Origin of the sequence: Roseovarius aquimarinus (assembly GCF_043661195.1) — a bacterium.
Lineage (GTDB): Bacteria > Pseudomonadota > Alphaproteobacteria > Rhodobacterales > Rhodobacteraceae > Roseovarius > Roseovarius aquimarinus.
Map to the genome: position 1 here is coordinate 253561 of NZ_JBIHMM010000002.1, position 17571 is coordinate 271131.

The following is a 17571-nucleotide window of genomic DNA, read 5'->3' on the forward strand; positions in this document are numbered from 1 at the left end:
CGCCGGTGGGGCAAGGTGTTTGCGGCGGCCGGCGGCCCCGCATCGCCATCCGGCTTTGCATCCCGCCGCGCGGGGCGCTAATTGAAGGCGATGGCATGAAAGCATGAGGGTCACATGAGCCTTTCCGAGATCACCGCCCGCGTCGATGCCGCCCTCGCGAAGGCGGGGCGCGCACCCGGAGATGTCACGCTCATCGCCGTCTCCAAGGTCCAGCCGAACGCGCGCGTCGAAGCCGTGCTGTCCGAAGGCCACCGCGTCTTCGGCGAAAACCGCGTGCAGGAGGCCGCCGGCAAATGGCCCGATTTCCGCGCGCGTTTCGACGGGATCGAATTGCACCTGATCGGCCCGTTGCAGACCAACAAGGTCCGGCAGGCCTTCGGGCTTTTCGACGTGATCCAGTCCGTGGACCGCCCGAAACTCGCCAAGGCCATCGCGCGCATCGCGGACGAGGAAGGGCACTGCCCCGAAGTCTTTTTGCAAGTGAATACCGGCGAGGAGGAACAGAAGGCGGGCGTTTCGCCCAAGGATGCAGATGCCTTCATCGCGGAATGCCGCGCGCTCGAATTGCCGATCCGGGGCCTCATGTGTATTCCGCCCGAAAACGAGGAGCCGAGCCTGCATTTCGCGCTTCTAGCCAAGATAGCCGAACGCAACGATATTTCCGGTCTGTCGATGGGCATGAGCGGAGATTTCGAATCCGCGATCGCGCAGGGCGCGACGCATATCCGCGTGGGCAGCGCCATTTTCGGGGCGCGGGATTACGGCTGATAGGCGCCGTATCTTTCGAGATCAAAAACGCAGCGCCGGGCGCTGCGTTTTTTTCGTTTCACCCGATCGAAGGCCTCAATCGTGGATGCGCATGGTTTCGATGTCGATCCCTTTTTCGCGCGCTTCCTTGATCCATGCGGGCGGGCGCCCGCGTCCGCTCCAGGTCAGGCTCGGATCTTTTTTCGAGCGATATTTCGGAGCCGCCGCAGCCCGCGCCTTGGGCTTGGGGCTCGTACCTTCCGGCGTGACCGCCCCGCCGGTTTTGCCCGGCTTAACCAGATCGTCGAGCGAATAGCCCATCTGCTTGGCCTTTTCGCGCACGGCGTTCAAAGCCTCCTTGCGCATGCGCTTCTCGCGATCCGACAATTCGCGCTCGACTTTCTTATGCAGGGATTTCAGTTCCTGAACGCTCAGGGATTTCAAATCGACATTCGCCATTTCATTTTCCGCTATCAAAGGACTGCTATTGCGCCGAATTTAATCACCGCGCAATAAAAATGCGACGCTTTTTTGACAGGACGTGTTTTATTCAGCGAAAACTCGGGACGATGACGCGCGTTCCGGGTTCGATTTCTCCCGCAAGGCGAAAAAGGTCCGCGCGGCGCAACGCAAGGCAGCCTTCGGTGGGAAAGCCGGGGCGGCGCCATTGGTGAATGAAAATGCATGATCCCTTTTCAGGAATCGCATCGGGCCAGTTCCAATCCATCACCATGATGAGATCGTAGAGCGGATCGGCGCGGCGCAGCGCCTCGTGACTGTGCGGGTAAGGCGCGCGCACATGGCTGTTATAGGCCGCATCATCGCTCGCGTCCGACCACAGATCGCCCGGCAGGATCGGCTCGGCCCAGGGCGCGGGAGCCGGGATGCGGTCGGGGCGATAGAGCGTCCTCACCACGCGGTGCTCGCCCGCGGGCGTCGCGCCGTCACCCTCGCGTTTGCGCTCGGAGATGCCGCCTCGCCCGATGCTGCACGGATAGCGGCGCCCGCGATAGCGCAGGCCGGTCGGGGTCAGGATCAGATCGTCGAAACGCATTGCGTATCCTTTCAGTAAGAGGCCTCGGGGCGAAATCCCTCGGGAATGTCCGCGCGCCCCTCGAGCATCAGATCCGCCATCACCGCGCCCACCTTGGGCGCCATACCGAACCCGATCTTGAAGCCGCCATTGGCGATGAACTGCCCGGCGCGAAGCGGATGCGCGCCCAGCATGGGCGCGCGGCTGCGCGCGCGTGGGCGCAACCCCGCCCAGCGCGCGATCACCGGCGCCGCCTCGAGCGCGGGCAGAGCGGCACGGGCGGCGGCGATCACATCGTCCAGCTGCGCGTCCGTTTCGAGCCCGTCGAACTCCCGCTCGGTGGTCGAGCCGATGGCGGTCGTGCCGTCCGCATGGGGCACGATATGCACGCCGCCCGCGAAAAGCTGCGGATGATCCGGCATGGCGAACCCCAGAAGCGCCGCCTGCCCTTTGATCGGCGCGCCGACGAGGCGCGTGTGACGGGCGTTGAGCTCGGCCAGACCGGCGGCGCCCGTCGCCCAGACCACTTGTCCCGCATCCGCGCCCTCGGCGACGATGCGCCCGCCGCGCGCCCTGATCGCGGCGGCCAGTGCGGCGCAGCCTTTCGCGGGATGCACCCGCGCGCTCAGCGTGTCATGGATGACGAGGCCGCTCGCGCTCTGGGGGGCATGCTCGAAGTCGCGCGCCGGGGCGACGCGCCATTCGGCGCGGCCTTGCCAGAGCATCTCGGCGCCCTGCCCGCGCGCCTCGGCGAGAGCGCGCCCACCTTCGGGGAGGGGCTGCACACGGCCCGTCCGCGCATAGCCGGGATCGCGCCCGCCCGCCTCGGCGACGCCCCGCCAGAACGCCTCGGCCATCAGCAGGCTTTCGAGTTGAAAGGCCTTCTTGTCGTTCCACGCTTCGGGCACGTGCGGTGCAAGGGCGCCGACGAGGCCGCCCGAGGCGCCCGCCCCCGGCCCCGCGGGATCGATCACCTGCACGCGGGCGCCGCGCATCAGGCAGGACCACGCTATAGCCAGTCCGAATACCCCTGCCCCGCGGACGGTTACATCGGCCATTGCCATCCCTTTCCTCGCGCTCCATGGTCGCGTCACTCCGCGCATCTCATAAAGGACCGCGCCATGCAGGACCAGCATGCAGAGCTGGACTGGCGTCCGGGCGACGTGCCCGTGTCACGCCGTTTCGACGATCCCTATTTCAGCCTGAACGACGGGCTGGCCGAGACGCGGCACGTCTTTATCGAGGGCAATGATCTGCCCGCGCGCATGAGGGACGGCTTCGCCATCGCGGAACTGGGGTTCGGCACCGGGCTCAACATGCTGGCCACCGCCGAGGCATGGGCGGCGCTGGGCGCTCGGGGCACGCTGCGGCTCACCTCCTTCGAGGCCTACCCGATGGAGCCGGGCGACATGGCGCGCGCTCTGGCGGTCTTTCCGGCGCTCGGCGTGCGGGCCGCAAGGCTGCTGGACGGCTGGCGGGCGGGCGCGCGGGTGATGGATTTGGGCGACGGCGTGCGGCTCGAAATCGTCATCGGCGATGCGCGCGAGACGCTGCCCGCATGGCGGGGCCGGGCCGATGCGTGGTTTCTCGACGGCTTCTCGCCCGCGCGCAATCCCGAGCTTTGGGAGCCGTCCCTCCTTGCCGCCGTCGCCGCGCATACCGCCCCGGGCGGCACAGCGGCCACCTACAGCGCGGCGGGCCATGTGCGCCGCGCGCTCGCCGATGCCGGCTTCGACGTGGAGCGCGTGCCGGGCCACGGACGCAAGCGCCACATGACACGCGCGCGGATGCCCGCATGATCGAGCAGAACGCCCGCCTCGGCGTCCTCCTGATGGTCGCAACGACGATGGTCTTCGCGGTGCAGGACGGGATCTCGCGCTATCTCGCGGCGGAATACAACGTCTACATGGTCATCATGGTGCGGTTCTGGTTCTTCGCCGCCTTCGTCATCGCCATCTCGGCGCGGCGGCGGGGCGGGCTGTTGAAGGCTGCGCGCACGCGCCAGCCCATCCTGCAAACCGTGCGCGCGCTGCTGCTCATCAGCCAGATCTGCGTGATGGTGACTTCCTTCACCCTCCTGGGCCTCGTCGAGAGCCATGCCATCTTCGCCTCCTACCCGCTTCTGGTCGCCGCGTTTTCGGGTCCGGTTCTGGGCGAACGGGTGGGCTGGCGCCGCTGGAGCGCGATCGGCATCGGTTTCGCGGGCGTGCTCATCATCCTCGAGCCGGGCATCGCCGTCTTCGATCCTTTGGCCGTCATTCCGCTCGTCTCGGCGCTCATGTTCGCGCTCTACGGCCTGCTGACACGCTTCGCCGCGCGCAAGGACACGGCGGCGACCAGCTTCTTCTGGACGGGGATCGTCGGCATGCTGGGGATGACCGCCGTCGGCATGTGGTTCTGGGAGCCGATGCTTGGCGGCGACAAGGCGTGGATGGCGCTGCTTTGCGTCACCGGCGTTCTGGGGCATTTCACGCTCATCAAATGCTACGAGGTGGCCGAGGCGAGCGCCGTGCAGCCCTTCGCCTATCTGCAACTCGTCTTCGTCAGCATCATCGGCATCTTCGTCTTCGGCGAGACGATCCGCACCAATGTGGCGATCGGCGTGGCCATCGTCGTCTGCGCAGGCCTCTTCACGCTCTGGCGGCAGCGCAAGGCGGCGTGACGCAGCATTTGTCAACGCGCGCGCGATTTGCCATCCTGCCGCCAGCCACCGACCCGGAGCCCGTCACATGAGCCAAGCCGCGAACGCCCCTGCCCCCCACATCGCCCATATGGCCGAGCGCGCCGATCTCGCCGCCGCCTTCCGCTGGACCGCGCGGCTGGGCATGCATGAAGGGGTCGCTAACCATTTTAGCCTCGCCGTCAACGAGGACGGCACTCGCTTTCTGATGAACCCCGACCAGATGCATTTCAGCCGCATCAAGGCATCCGACCTTCTTCTGCTCGACGCCAACGACGCCGATGTGATGGAGCACCCCGGCGCGCCCGATCCGACGGCCTGGGGGCTGCACGGCTCGATCCACCGCCATGTGCCGCATGCGCGCTGCGTGATGCACGCCCATCCGATCCATTCCACTGTGCTGGCCAGCCTCGCCGACAGCCACCTGCCTGCCATCGACCAGAATTCAGCAATGTTCTTCGGCCGCCATGCGGTCGATGAGCAGTATGGCGGCCTCGCGCTCGAGGACGAGGGCACACGCTGCGCGCGCCTTCTGTCCGATCCCAAGATCAAGGTGCTGGTGATGGGCAATCACGGCGTTCTGGTGCTGGGCGACACCGTCGGCGATTGCTTCAATCGGCTCTATTATTTCGAGCGCGCCGCCGAGACCTATATCCGCGCGCTCCAGACCGGCCGGCCGCTGCGCGTCCTCTCGGACGAGATCGCCGAGAAGACCGCCAGCGCGCTCGACGACTATCCGGGTCAGGCCGCGCGGCACCTGTCGGAAATCAGGGCCATCTTGGATGCGGAGGGCGCGGACTACGCCGCCTGAGCGCTTGGCGCGCGCGGGATAGTATTTTCGCCAAGATGAAGCCTCAGTCGAGCGACGAGGGAATGGTCGCGCCTGTCAATTCCTCGCTGAAGGGGACCGGGTGCGGCTCCTTGCCGAGGCGCGCGCGGTAGATCGGCAGGCTCTCGGCCACGCGCTGCACATAGTTGCGCGTCTCGTCGAAGGGGATGAACTCGATCCAGTCCACGACGTCGAGACCGTTCATGCCGGTGCCGTCCCTCGGATCGCCCCGCTCCTCGATCCAGCGCGGCGGGCGCGCGGGACCGGCATTGTAGGCCGCCGAAATCATCACGACATTGCCGCCGAAGCGCTCCGACATCTGCGCGAGATAGGTCGCGCCGAGCCTTGCGTTGTAGCGCCAATCGTCGAGCACGGCGGCGCGGTCGTAGGAAATGCCCAGATCGCGCGCCACGTCGCTCGCTGTGCCGGGCAGCACCTGCATCAGCCCGAGCGCCCCCGCGCTGCTGGCGACGCGGTGATCGAACTCGCTCTCGCGGCGCGCGATGGAGAGGGCCATTTCCATCGGCACGGGCAGGTCCATCTCCTGCATCGGGTGCAGCGCGTAGTAATCCGCGGGCAGGACGATCCCGCGAGAGGCCGCCGATTTGCCCAACATCACCTGAAGATGCGGCTGGCCCATATCGCCGAGCGCCGCGCCGAGGCTGCCCAGATCATCGCGCCCGAGCGTGTCCGCAAGAGCGGTCACGAACCATTCGGCCAGCGTCACCTGATCCGCCGCCGCCAGAAGCGCGATGGCGCGGAACGCGTCCGAGCGCACGAAGGCCGCCTCGCGCCAGGGCGGGAAAGTCTCGCCCCCCGCCAGCGCCGGATCGAAGGGCATGCCCGCCTTCTCCGCCGCCAGAAGCCCGTAGAAGCTCGTCTGCTCGCCCGCGCCCTGCGCATAGGCGATCTGCGCGGCCTCGGGATCGCCCAGCGCCTCCTGCGCGCGCCCGATCCAGTAATGCGCGCGCCCCAGCGAAATGGGCGTCTCCACCCCGGCGCGCAGCCGCTGGAAGTGATCGAGCGCGAGCGCCGGGTCGTCCATGAAGCGCAGCGCGAGATAGCCCGACAGCCATTCGAGATCGGCATAGGCCGCGCCGCCCTCGAGCTGGTGATGCGCAGCCAGATCGTAGGCGCGCGCATATTGCGCGTCCCGCATCATCCGCCGCGCGAAACTGCGCCGCCATCCGGCCCAGCGCGCCGCCTCGCCCAGACCGTCTTCGATCCGGCTCTGGCGCAGCATGAGGTCCATCGCCTGCTCGGGCTTGTCGGTCGCGATGTAGCGCTCGAAAAGGACATGCGCGATGCCTGGATCGCGTTGCAGCGCCTCGGGCAGCGCCGCGATCCGGGCCTCCAGACCGCCCGGATTGCTTCCGGCGCTCATGCGGATTTCCGCGCGCCGCCGCGTCTCCTCGTCCACGAGCGGCATCATCAAGGCGGCGTCGCGCAGCCCGCGCCAGAGCGCCATATCCATGCGCGCCGCGTGATGCGGCACAAGGACCGTGCCGTAGGCGTTGAGAAATTCGGTATGTTCCTCGGTGCTCAGATCGAAGCCGCGCCACGCCTCGATGACGAGTTTCTGCGCCTCCTCGCCGCGCCCCAGCCCTTCGAGTGCGGCGGCAAGGCGCAGCGTGCCTTCGCCCGTCTGCGGCGCGGCCCCCTCGTAGAACCGCGCGATCTCGGCGTCGCCCGCGCCCTCCAGCACCTCGAGCGAGCGGGCGCGCAGCCGCTCGAGCCCCGGCCAGCCTGGATGCGCGTTGAGAAAAGCCAGAACCTCCTCCAGCGTGCCCTCGCCCGAACGCAGGCGCGCCCATTCGATCAGCTTGCCGGCGACGCGCCCCTCGCGCGCGGCGAGCTGCGCCGCGCGGTCCCAGCGTCCTGCCGCGCCTGCGTCGAGCGCGCTGGCCAGCGCATGGGGCGGGCGCACCGCGCCGATCCCCTCGGCGCCTTGGGAAAAGGCCGGCAGGGCTGTGCCCAGCAGCATCAGAGCGGCGAAAAGGGGACGCGACATGTCTTGCATTTCCCATCAAGGCGAAGGATAGACGGGCGCAGTCTAAGCGGGCACCCGCGCGCCGTCCACCGGGCCATGTAGGGCCGATGCCGCCGCCGTGCCATGCCCCGCCCCCACCTTTCGGGCCGAAGCGCCCGAGCCCAAGCCAAGGAGTTCACGATGATCAAAGGTTCGCTTCCCGCCCTGGTCACGCCGCTCAAAGACGGCGCCGTGGATTTCGACACGCTGGGCAAGCTGGTAGAATGGCATATCGCCGAAGGCAGCCACGGGCTCGTGCCGGTCGGCACCACGGGCGAGAGCCCGACGCTCACCCATGACGAGCATATGCAGGTCGTGGAGGAGGTGGTGCGCGCCGTGGATGGCCGCATCCCGGTGATCGCCGGCGCGGGCAGCAACAACACCGCCGAGACGGTCGCGTTCATGCGCCACGCGCACAAGGTCGGCGCGGATGCGGCGCTGGTCGTGACGCCCTATTACAACAAGCCGACGCAGGCCGGGCTGATCGCGCATTTCACCGCCGCGCATGACAGCTGCGATCTGCCGATCGTCATCTACAACATCCCCGGCCGCTCGGCCGTGGACATGAGCCCCGCCACGATGGGCGAGCTGGCCAAGCTGCCGCGCATCATCGGCGTCAAGGACGCGACCGGCGATCTCGCGCGCGTCTGCGCGCAGCGCATCACCTGCGGCACCGATTTCATCCAGATTTCGGGCGAGGACGCGACGGCGCACGGCTTCAACGCGCAAGGCGGCGTGGGCTGCATCTCGGTCACGGCCAACGCGGCGCCGAAGCTGAGCGCGCAATTGCAGGCCGCCTGCCTTGCCGGCGACTATGCCGAGGCGCTCAAGATCCAGGACCGGCTGATGCCGCTGCATCACGCGATCTTCACCGAGCCGGGCCTTGTCGGCGCCAAATACGCGATGTCGCTTCTGGGCAAGTGCAGCCCCGAGGTGCGCTCGCCCCTCGTGCCGCTGACCGAGGGTACCAAGGCGCTGATCGAGAAGGCCATGCGCCATGCGGGCCTGCTCAACTGATCCTCAGCGGTAGCGCGAGGGCGGATGGCCGAACTGCGCCGAATAGGCGCGGCTGAAATGCGATGAATTGGCGAAACCGGTCGCCAGCGCAATCTGCGTGAGCGGCATGGACGAGTTGCGCAGAAGGCTCTGCGCGCGGCCCAGCCGCAGCGCGCGGTAATAGCGCATGGCGGGCGTGCCCAGTTGATCGGCAAAGAGGCGATTGAGCTGCCGCGGCGAGACGCCCGCAATGCCCGCGAGCTGCCCGAGATCCAGCGGATCGGCCAGATGGCTTTCCATCACCTCGACCGCATCGAGAATGGCGGGCGTGTGGCTGCCCACCCGCTCGGCGAGGCCCGCGCGCTGCGGGCCGATGGAGGGGCGCACTTCGGTATGCATGAACCAGTCGCTGACGCGCCGCGCGAAAGCCGCGCCATGTGCGCGCGCGATCAGCGCGTGCATCATGTCGAGCGGCGCGGTGCCGCCCGCGCAGGTCATGCGGTCGCGGTCGATCACGTAAAGCGTGCGCTCTAGCGCCAGCTCGGGCGCGGCTTCGGCCAGCGCCTCGGCATATTCCCAGTGCAGCGTCATGCGCCGCCCCGCCATCAGCCCAGCGCGGGCGAGGATGACCGGACCGCCAGAAACGCCGCCGAGCGCGACGCCTTCACGCGCGAGGCGCGCGAGCCAGCGCGCGAGGCCCGGATCGTCATGCGCGCCCACATCGCCGCCCGCGATGACGAAGAGCATGTCGAGCTTCAGCGCCGCGCCCACCCGCGCATCCGGCGGCACCACCGCCGCACCCGAGCTTCGCACCGGCGCCGCGCCCTGTCCCACATGCACGACTTCGTAGAGCATGCGCCCCGCCAGCAGGTTGGCCGCGCGCAACGGCTCGACCGTGGCGGCATAGGACATCACGGCGAAATCCTCGATCGGCAGGATGCCGATTCGCAGGGGCCGGGCGGCGGGATCGAGAGGCGTGTCCATTAGAGACATCTATCCGACCTTTTCAGGAAAGTGCAAACGCCGCGAAACCGTCATGAAGGGCGCGAGCATTGATCACCGGAAGATCCCCCCATGCGCTACTCCGCACTCCGCATCCTCAAGGAAGGCCTGACCGGCAACAAGGGCTGGAAGCCCGCCTGGCGCGATCCCGAGCCGAAATCCGAATATGATGTCATCATCATCGGCGGCGGCGGCCACGGCCTCGCCACGGCCTATTACCTCGCCAAGGAGCATGGCATCACCAATGTCGCGGTGCTGGAAAAGGGCTGGATCGGTGGCGGCAATGTGGGCCGCAACACCACCATCATCCGCTCGAACTATCTCCTTCCAGGCAACGAGCCTTTCTACGAGCTGTCGCTGAAGCTCTGGGAAGGGCTCGAGCAGGATTTCAACTACAACGCGATGGTCTCCCAGCGCTCGATCCTGAACCTTCTGCATTCGGACGCGCAGCGCGATGCCTTCATCCGGCGCGGCAACGCGATGTTCCTCGCGGGCGCGGATGCCGAATACGCCACCGCCGATCAGCTTCGCGCGGAGCTTCCGTTCCTCGATTTCGACAATGCGCGCTTTCCCATCAAGGGCGGCCTCTTCCAGCGGCGCGGCGGCACGGTGCGCCATGACGCGGTCGCCTGGGGCTATGCGCGCGGCGCCGACAGCCGGGGCGTCGACATCATCCAGAATTGCGAAGTCACCGGCTTCGATATCGAGAACGGCGTCTGCCGGGGCGTTCAGACCTCGCGCGGCCCGATCAAGGCCAAGAAGATCGCCATGTGCGTCGCCGGCTCCTCGGGCCGTGTAGCGGCGCAGGCGGGCATGCGCCTGCCGATCGAGAGCCACGTTTTGCAGGCCTTCGTCTCGGAAGGGCTGAAGCCCGTCATCCCCGGCGTCATCACCTTCGGCGCGGGCCACTTCTATGTCAGCCAGTCCGACAAGGGCGGGCTGGTCTTCGGCGGCGATATCGACGGCTACAATTCCTATGCCCAGCGCGGCAACCTTCCGGTGGTCGAGGACGTGGCAGAGGGCGGCATGGCGATCATGCCCATCATCGGGCGCGCGCGCCTTCTGCGCAGCTGGGGCGGCGTCATGGACATGTCGATGGACGGCTCGCCTTTCATCGACCGCACCCATATCGACGGGCTCTATTTCAACGGCGGCTGGTGCTATGGCGGCTTCAAGGCGACGCCCGGCTCGGGCTGGTGCTATGCGCATCTGATCGCCACCGGCCAAAGCCACCCCGTCGCGCGCGAGATGCGCCTCGACCGGTTCAAGCGCGGGCACATGATCGACGAGAAGGGCCAGGGAAACCAGCCCAACCTCCATTGAGCGGCCCCATGCTTCATCTTGGCAGAAATACTCACATTCCGACATCAGCACCGAGGTGCCCCGCATGATCATCGACCACCCCCTTCTCGGCCCGCGCGACGCCGCCGAATTCATCTATCTGGGCGACGCGGCCCTGATCGACCGGCCCGACTGGCAGGCCGAAGACGCCGCCGAGGCCTTCTACGAATACGGCTATCTGCGCGACAACATCGCCGGGCAGATGCAGGAGCTCTGGTATCACGAGCAGGGCGATCGCAGCTGGCTGGTGGTGACGCGCGACACGCTCACGCATGAAATTTCGAAGGTGGAACTCGCCCGCGATGTGGCGCGGCAAAGAGGGCGCAGCAAATGAGCCAGGTGAACCGTATCAAGGGCGGCCTCGTCGACCGCTCGAAGCCGATGAATTTCACCTTCAACGGCAAGTCCATGCAGGGCCTCGCGGGCGACACGCTGGCCTCAGCGCTTCTGGCCAACGGTCAGGTGCTGGTCGGCCGTTCGTTCAAGTACCACCGCCCGCGCGGCATTCTGACCGCCGGCAGCGAGGAGCCGAACGCGCTCGTGCATCTGCGCAGCGGCGCGGCTCAGGAGCCGAACACCCGCGCGACGGTGGCCGAGCTTTTCGACGGGCTGACGGCGACCAGCCAGAACCATCGCGGCCCGCTCGAATTCGATCTGATGGCGGTCACGGACCTCATGTCGCCCTTCCTCAGCGCGGGCTTTTATTACAAGACCTTCATGTGGCCCGCCGCCCTTTGGGAGAAGCTCTACGAGCCGGCGATCCGCCACTCGGCGGGCCTTGGCCGCCTGTCGATGCAGGAGGATCCCGACACCTATGACAAGGGTTTCCTGCATTGCGATCTTCTGGTGATCGGCGCCGGTCCCTCGGGCCTCGCCGCCGCGCTGGCCGGCGCGCGTGCCGGCGCTCGGGTGATCCTCGCCGACGAGGATTTCGCGCCCGGCGGACGCCTCAATGCCGAAACGCTCGAAGTGGACGGCATGGCGGGCGCCGACTGGGCCGCGCAGACCGTGGCCGAACTCGCGTCCATGGACAATGTGCGCCTGATGACGCGCACCACGGTCTATGGCGCCTATGATCACGGCGTCTACGGCGCGCTCGAGCGCTGCACGGATCACCTGCCCTCGTCAGGCGGCAAGCCGCGCCAGGTTCTCTGGCGCATCTATTCGAAGCGCGCCGTGCTGGCCGCCGGCGCGACCGAGCGGCCCATCGCCTTCGGCAACAACGACCGTCCGGGCATCATGCTGGCCGGGGCCGTGCGCACATATGTGAACCGCTACGGCGTGACGCCGGGCCAAAAGGTCGCCGTGCTGACCAACAATGACGACGGCTGGCGCACCGCCGCCGATCTGGCCGCCAAGGGCGTCGAGGTGCGTGCGGTGATCGACACGCGCGATGCGCCCGCCTTCATGGACATTCCCGGCGCGCGCCATGTGCGCGGCGCGGGCGTGGTCGATACGGCTGGCCGCAGGGCGCTCAAGCGGATCACGCTGACCGACGGGCAGATGATCGACGTCGATTGCCTCGCCGTCTCGGGCGGCTGGAACCCGAACGTGCACCTGACCTGCCATCAGCGCGGGCGCCCCACCTGGAACGAGGCGATCAACGCATTCGTGCCCGGGCGCGATCTTCCGCAGGGCATGGTCGTCGCGGGCGCCGCGAATGGCAGGCTCACGCTGGCCGCCGCGCTCGAGGAAGGCCGCAAGGCCGCGAATGCGCAGATCAAGGATCTGGGGTTCACCCCGTCCCGCAAGGCGGCCCCCAAGGCCGAGGACGAGGCCCATGAGGGCGCGGCGAAATGGCATATCCCCTCGGGCAAGACCCGCGCGTGGGTGGATTTCCAGAACGACGTGACCGTCAAGGACATCAAGCAGTCGCACCGCGAAGGCTTCGTCTCGGTCGAGCATCTCAAGCGCTACACGACGACCGGCATGGCGACCGATCAAGGCAAGACGTCCAATATCTCGGCGCTGGCGATCATGGCCGAATGCACCGGCAAATCCATTCAGGACACCGGCACGACCATCTTCCGCCCGCCCTACACGCCCATCCCCCTCGGCGCGCTCGCGGGCCGGGCGCGCGGGCAGGATTTCCGCCCCTACCGCCTGACACCCAGCCACGAATGGGCCAAGGCGAACGGCGCGAGCTTTGTCGAGGTCGGCAACTGGCTGCGGGCGCAATGGTTCGTGAAGGGCTCGGAGAAGGGCTGGCGCGACAGCGTCGACCGCGAGGTGCTGAACACTCGCCAGAACGCGGGTATCTGCGACGTGACCACGCTGGGCAAGATCGACGTGCAGGGCCGCGACGCCGCCGAGTTCCTGAACCGCGTCTATGCCAACGGCTTCGCCAAGCTGGCCGTGGGCCGCGTGCGCTATGGCATCATGCTGCGCGAGGACGGCATCTGCTACGATGACGGCACCACCGCGCGCATGGGCGAGAACCACTACGTGATGACGACGACCACCGCCAACGCGGTGCTGGTCTTCCGCCGGCTCGAATTCGCGCGCCAGTGCCTCTGGCCCGATCTCGACGTGCATCTGATCTCGACCACCGATGCCTGGGCGCAATTCGCCGTGGCCGGCCCCAGGGCGCGCGATCTTTTGCGGAAGATCGTGGACCAGGATCACGACATCTCGAACGAGGCCTTCCCCTTCATGGCCTGCGGCGAGGTGAGCGTCTGCGGCGGCACGCCCGCGCGGCTTTTCCGCATCTCCTTCTCGGGCGAGTTGGCCTACGAGATCGCGGTGCCCGCGCGTTACGGCAATTCCATGATGGAGGCGCTGGTCAAGGCGGGCGAGGAATTCGGTGCCTGCCCCTACGGTCTCGAGGCGCTCGGCGTGATGCGGATCGAGAAGGGCCACGCGGCGGGCAACGAGCTCGACGGGCGCACCACGGCGCATAATCTCGGCATGGGCCGCATGGTCAGCGACAAGAAGGACAGCATCGGCGCCGTCCTCTCGCGCCGCCCCGAGATGATGCGTGACGATGCGGTCAAGCTGGTCGGCTTCCGTCCCGTGGATCGCAGCGTGAAGCTCATCGCGGGCTCGCATTTCATCGCCAAGGGCGACGAGGCGAACATGGAGAACGATCAGGGCTGGATGACGTCGGTCGCCTTCTCGCCCAGCCTCGGCCATTCCATCGGCCTCGGCTTCATCAAGTCCGGCGATACGCGCATGGGCGAGATCGTCCGCGCCGTCAGCCCGGTCCACGACACCGAGATGGAGGTCGAGATCGTCTCGGCCCATTTCATCGACCCCGAAGGAGAGCGTCTGCGTGCCTGATTTCACTCTTACAGCGGCCCCGCCCCTGGCCGGGTATGACCGCAGCTTCGGCGACATCCGGCTGAGCGCGCCCAAGGATCTGGCCATCGTCTCCATAGCGCTGCCGCTCGGCGGCGAGGATGCGGCCAAGACGGCGATCAAATCCGCCTTCGGCGCCGCGCTGCCCGATGTGGGCCTTTCGGCCGCCGCCAAGGACGTGCGCCTTGTGCGCCTCGGCCTCGATCAGGCCTTCGTGCTGATGACGCGCGCCACGCCCGATGCCGAGCCACATGTCGCGGCCAAGCTGGGCGGCGCGGCCTACACGACCGATCAGACGGATGCCTGGTGCGCGCTCGAGATCAGCGGCCCGGGCGCGCGCCGCGCGCTCGAGCGGATCTGCCCCGTCGATCTGCACCCCGATGTCTTCGCCGTGAATGCCCTCGCGCGCACGGTCATGGAACATATGGGCGCGATCGTGCTGCGCACCGGCGAAGAGGCGTATCTGCTTCTTTCGGCCAGCTCCTCGGCCAAGTCCTTCGCGCATGCGGTCGAGGTTTCGGCCAAGAACGTGAGCTGAGCCGGGCGCGCGGGTCCGGCTCTTGATTTCGCCCGGATTCGCGCGCAGCGTCGGGCAAAAGACCGAGGCCCGCCATGACGCTCTGGACCGATGATGCAAGCCCCGGCCGCCCCTATTGGTGGGACGGCCTCGACTGGGCCGCGCCCGAAGGCGATCTGCCGGAGGCCTGCGATCTGCTCGTGATCGGCGGCGGCTATACCGGCCTCTCGGCGGCGCTCGCGGCACATGATTGCGGCGCGCGCGTCGCGGTGGTCGATGCGCTGGATCCCGGCAAGGGCGCGTCCACGCGCAATGGCGGCATGTTCGGCGCGCATCCGCGCCTCGGGTGGTCCACGCTGCAAAAAGGGTTCGGCGCCGAGGTGGCGGACGCTCTCTTCGCCGAAGCCTCCGACGCGCTCGACTGGGCCAAGGATCTGATCGCCCGCGAGGGGATCGACTGCGATCTACAGCAGACGGGCCGCATCCAGCTTGCATGGACCTCCAGGCATTTCGAGACCCAGAAGGCGCTGGCACAGACGCTGGCCGAGAAAAGCCGCGTCCGGGCGCATATCATGCCGCGCGAGCGCCTCACGCAGGAGATCGCCACCGAGCGCTATTTCGGCGGCATCGTCTTCGACGAGCATTGCGGCATTCAGCCGGCCAAATTCCATCAGGGCCTCATGCGTGCGGTTCAGGCGCGCGGCATTCCGGTGATCGCCCATTGCCCCGTCACCGCGCTCGAGCGCACCGGCACCACCTTCGCCGCCACCACGCCGCGCGGTCGCATCACGGCGCAGAAGGTGCTGCTCGCCACGAACGGCTATACGGCGAAGCCATTCACTTGGCACGCATCGCGCGTCTTCGCCCTGCCCAGCTACATCATCGCCACCGAGCCGCTGGCGGCGAACCTCATTGGCCACCTCGCGCCGGGCCGCCGGATGATGGTCGAAACCCGCGCGCGGCACAGCTATTTCCGCATCTCGCCCGATGGCAGCCGCATTCTCTTCGGCGGGCGCGCGTCGATGGTGAACGTCCCGCCCGAGACCGCCGCGCGGCGCCTGCGCCGGACGATGTGCGAGATCTGGCCCGAACTCGAGGGCACGCGCATCAGCCATTCCTGGCGCGGCCATACCGGCTACAGCTTCACCCACATGCCCAATGTGGGCGAGGACCGGGGCCTGCATCATGCCATGGGCTATTCGGGTTCGGGGACGGTGATGGCGCCGTGGCTCGGCGCCAAGGCCGCCTATCGCGCGATGGGCGATTCGCGCGGGCGCACGGGCTATGCGGCCACGCATCTCACCCGGCATTGGCTTCATCCGACGCAGAAGCCGCATTTCCTTCATGCCGCGAACCTGTGGTACCGCAGCGCCGTGGATTGGGCCGAAAGCCGGCGGTCTCGTTAGGGAATGATTGGAGCGGGCGACGGGAATCGAACCCGTATCATCAGCTTGGAAGGCTGAGGTCTTACCATTACACAACGCCCGCTCAGGGCCGCGTCCGGCATCGCCGTGATTACCGCGCCCGGCCGCGCGGTGCAAGCGCGGGGCGCGGGATGGGACGCAAAAATCCGCACGGCTCAGTAGCGCCGCCGCAGCGCCTCGGGATCGGCGCCGCCCAGATAGCGCAGCAGGAGCCAGAGATTGCGCGCGCCGCGCCGCATCCAGCCCTCGCGCAGATACCGCCCGGCCCCGGTGCGCAGGATCACGGGCATCAGATCGAGGCGCCGGCCCAGCTTGCGCGCCATGGCGACGTCCTCCATCAGCGGCATGTCGTCATAGCCGCCCACCGCGTCATACAGAGCGCGCGGGATGAGAAGGCCTTGATCGCCGTAAGGCAGACGGAAGATGCGCGAGCGCAGGTTGGCCCATCCCGCCACCAGCCTTGCAGGAACGCCGCCCGCGTCGAAGCCGAGGCGGAAGGCGGCGGGGCGCCCTTCGGCCATCTGCGCGAGGACGGTTTCGCTCCAGCCGCGCGGCAACTGGCTGTCGGCATGCAAAAAGAGGAGCCACGCGCCCCCCGCCGCCTCGGCGCCCCGGCGCAGCTGCCCGCCGCGCGAGGCGGGCCCCGTGAGCCAGACCGCGCCGATCTCCTCCGCGATCTCGGCCGTCTTGTCGCGAGAGCCGCCGTCCGAAAGGACGAGTTCGCGGATCAGACCCGCCTCGACGCCCTCCATGAGACCGGGCAGCAGGCGCGGCAGCGCGCCTTCGGCGTCGAGGACCGGCACGATCACGGATAGTCTTGCGCGCATGTCCCCCCCCCTGTCGCCGCCGCCCGCCCGCGCCTATATGGTGGGCGTAACGCCAAGAGAGGTAGCAGCCATGCGCTCCATTCACCAGATCACCGGCGCCGATGCGGCCAGTTTCCTGCAAGGGCTGGTCACGAACGATGTGGCCAAGGCGCGCGATGGCCTCGTCTATGCCGCGATGCTGACCCCGCAGGGCAAGTATCTGGCCGATTTCTTCGTCTTCGAGCGTGGCGGCATCCTGCATCTCGACGCCGATGCCGGTGTCGCGCCGGGCCTCGTCCAGCGGCTCAACATGTATCGCCTGCGCGCGGATGTGCAGATCTCCGAGACGGATCTGACGCTGCGCCGCGGCACCGGCCCGGCTCCCGAGGGCGCGCTGGCCGATCCGCGCCACCCGGATCTCGGCTGGCGGCTCTACGGGAGCGAGGCGGGCGATGACGGCACCGATTGGGACGCGCTCCGGGTCGCGCATTGCATCCCCGAGACCGGCATCGAGCTCACGCCCGACACCTTCATCCTCGAGGCCGGTTTCGGGCGGCTGAACGGCGTCGATTTCCGCAAGGGCTGCTATGTCGGGCAGGAAGTGACCGCCCGCATGAAGCACAAGACCGAGCTGCGCAAGGGTCTCGCCACGGTGAGCGTCGAGGGCGACGCCGAACCCGGCACGCCGATCACCGCCGAGGGCAAGCCCGTCGGCACGCTCCACACGCGCGCGGGCGGGCGCGCCATCGCCTATCTGCGCTTCGACCGCGCGAGCGGCCCGATGGAGGCCGAGGGCGCGCGGGTTCTCCGGCAGGAGGGCGCCGCCGAGGCATGATCCGGGGCCCGCGCGGCCCCTTCGCGGCCCCTTCG

17 protein-coding genes and 1 tRNA gene are annotated in these 17571 nt (G+C 67.9%); 11 read left to right on the forward strand and 7 right to left on the reverse strand.

What is annotated here, in order from left to right; all coding sequences use genetic code 11:
* Nucleotides 1-114 precede the first annotated feature (114 nt).
* Nucleotides 115-768 carry a YggS family pyridoxal phosphate-dependent enzyme gene (locus ACGRVM_RS08620; RefSeq protein WP_377170830.1) on the forward strand — a complete coding sequence of 218 codons (654 nt, stop codon included), beginning with the start codon at nt 115-117 and terminating at the stop codon, nt 766-768.
* A 75-nt stretch (nt 769-843) separates the two neighbouring features.
* Here the strand turns inward: ACGRVM_RS08620 and ACGRVM_RS08625 are convergent, their stop codons facing one another.
* From ACGRVM_RS08625 to ACGRVM_RS08635, 3 genes are all read right to left on the reverse strand, one after another.
* Nucleotides 844-1206 (reverse strand): H-NS histone family protein, encoded by a 363-nt coding sequence (locus ACGRVM_RS08625; RefSeq protein ID WP_394624042.1) that lies wholly within the window; start codon nt 1204-1206, stop codon nt 844-846.
* A gap of 91 nt (nt 1207-1297) precedes the next feature.
* Complete coding sequence (locus ACGRVM_RS08630) at nt 1298-1801, reverse strand: L,D-transpeptidase family protein (protein WP_377170828.1); 504 nt, start codon at nt 1799-1801, stop codon at nt 1298-1300.
* 11 nt (nt 1802-1812) lie between these two features.
* The gene (locus tag ACGRVM_RS08635) at nt 1813-2838 is read right to left on the reverse strand and encodes an NAD(P)/FAD-dependent oxidoreductase (protein ID WP_377170826.1); all 1026 of its coding nucleotides are present in this window, start codon (nt 2836-2838) and stop codon (nt 1813-1815) included.
* A 63-nt stretch (nt 2839-2901) separates the two neighbouring features.
* On the opposite strand from ACGRVM_RS08635, the gene mnmD reads away from it, so the two are divergent.
* The 3 genes from mnmD to ACGRVM_RS08650 all read left to right on the forward strand — a co-directional run bounded on the left by mnmD (nt 2902) and on the right by ACGRVM_RS08650 (nt 5271).
* Entirely contained in the window at nt 2902-3579 is a 678-nt protein-coding gene (mnmD, locus tag ACGRVM_RS08640) for a tRNA (5-methylaminomethyl-2-thiouridine)(34)-methyltransferase MnmD (protein WP_377170824.1), read from the forward strand.
* On the forward strand, nt 3576-4442 hold the full coding sequence (locus ACGRVM_RS08645; RefSeq protein WP_377170822.1) for a DMT family transporter: 867 nt from the start codon (nt 3576-3578) through the stop codon (nt 4440-4442). The genes mnmD and ACGRVM_RS08645 overlap by 4 nt, the downstream gene beginning before the upstream one ends.
* Before the next feature lie 67 nt (nt 4443-4509).
* On the forward strand, nt 4510-5271 hold the full coding sequence (locus ACGRVM_RS08650) for a class II aldolase and adducin N-terminal domain-containing protein (protein ID WP_377170820.1): 762 nt from the start codon (nt 4510-4512) through the stop codon (nt 5269-5271).
* 43 nt (nt 5272-5314) lie between these two features.
* Here ACGRVM_RS08650 and ACGRVM_RS08655 read toward each other — a convergent pair whose 3' ends face one another.
* Nucleotides 5315-7300, reverse strand: a complete 1986-nt coding sequence (locus ACGRVM_RS08655; protein ID WP_377170818.1) for a lytic transglycosylase domain-containing protein — start codon at nt 7298-7300, stop codon at nt 5315-5317.
* Between the two features lie 159 nt (nt 7301-7459).
* Here ACGRVM_RS08655 and dapA point away from each other — a divergent pair, with 159 nt between their 5' ends.
* Nucleotides 7460-8335 (forward strand): 4-hydroxy-tetrahydrodipicolinate synthase, encoded by an 876-nt coding sequence (gene dapA / locus ACGRVM_RS08660; RefSeq protein ID WP_377170816.1) that lies wholly within the window; start codon nt 7460-7462, stop codon nt 8333-8335.
* Between the two features lie 3 nt (nt 8336-8338).
* Here the strand turns inward: dapA and ACGRVM_RS08665 are convergent, their stop codons facing one another.
* Entirely contained in the window at nt 8339-9307 is a 969-nt protein-coding gene (locus ACGRVM_RS08665) for a GlxA family transcriptional regulator (protein ID WP_377170814.1), read from the reverse strand.
* 81 nt (nt 9308-9388) lie between these two features.
* On the opposite strand from ACGRVM_RS08665, the gene ACGRVM_RS08670 reads away from it, so the two are divergent.
* The 5 genes from ACGRVM_RS08670 (at nt 9389) to ACGRVM_RS08690 (ending at nt 15877) form a co-directional block, all read left to right on the forward strand.
* Nucleotides 9389-10639 (forward strand): sarcosine oxidase subunit beta family protein, encoded by a 1251-nt coding sequence (locus ACGRVM_RS08670; protein WP_377170812.1) that lies wholly within the window; start codon nt 9389-9391, stop codon nt 10637-10639.
* 64 nt (nt 10640-10703) lie between these two features.
* Nucleotides 10704-10991, forward strand: coding sequence for a sarcosine oxidase subunit delta (locus tag ACGRVM_RS08675; RefSeq protein WP_377170810.1), 288 nt, complete (start codon nt 10704-10706; stop codon nt 10989-10991).
* Nucleotides 10988-13936: a sarcosine oxidase subunit alpha family protein gene (locus tag ACGRVM_RS08680; protein WP_377170808.1), complete on the forward strand. Its 2949-nt coding sequence runs from the start codon at nt 10988-10990 to the stop codon at nt 13934-13936. The genes ACGRVM_RS08675 and ACGRVM_RS08680 overlap by 4 nt, the downstream gene beginning before the upstream one ends.
* Complete coding sequence (locus ACGRVM_RS08685) at nt 13929-14492, forward strand: sarcosine oxidase subunit gamma (RefSeq protein WP_377170806.1); 564 nt, start codon at nt 13929-13931, stop codon at nt 14490-14492. The genes ACGRVM_RS08680 and ACGRVM_RS08685 overlap by 8 nt, the downstream gene beginning before the upstream one ends.
* 74 nt (nt 14493-14566) lie before the next feature.
* Nucleotides 14567-15877, forward strand: coding sequence for an NAD(P)/FAD-dependent oxidoreductase (locus ACGRVM_RS08690; protein ID WP_377170804.1), 1311 nt, complete (start codon nt 14567-14569; stop codon nt 15875-15877).
* Between the two features lie 8 nt (nt 15878-15885).
* Here the strand turns inward: ACGRVM_RS08690 and ACGRVM_RS08695 are convergent.
* Both ACGRVM_RS08695 and ACGRVM_RS08700 read right to left on the reverse strand, forming a co-directional pair.
* Nucleotides 15886-15959, reverse strand: a tRNA-Gly gene (locus ACGRVM_RS08695).
* Between the two features lie 91 nt (nt 15960-16050).
* Entirely contained in the window at nt 16051-16722 is a 672-nt protein-coding gene (locus ACGRVM_RS08700; protein WP_377170802.1) for a TIGR04283 family arsenosugar biosynthesis glycosyltransferase, read from the reverse strand.
* A gap of 70 nt (nt 16723-16792) precedes the next feature.
* Here ACGRVM_RS08700 and ygfZ point away from each other — a divergent pair, with 70 nt between their 5' ends.
* Nucleotides 16793-17536, forward strand: coding sequence for a CAF17-like 4Fe-4S cluster assembly/insertion protein YgfZ (gene ygfZ, locus ACGRVM_RS08705; protein ID WP_377170800.1), 744 nt, complete (start codon nt 16793-16795; stop codon nt 17534-17536).
* The last annotated feature ends 35 nt before the right edge of the window (nt 17537-17571 follow it).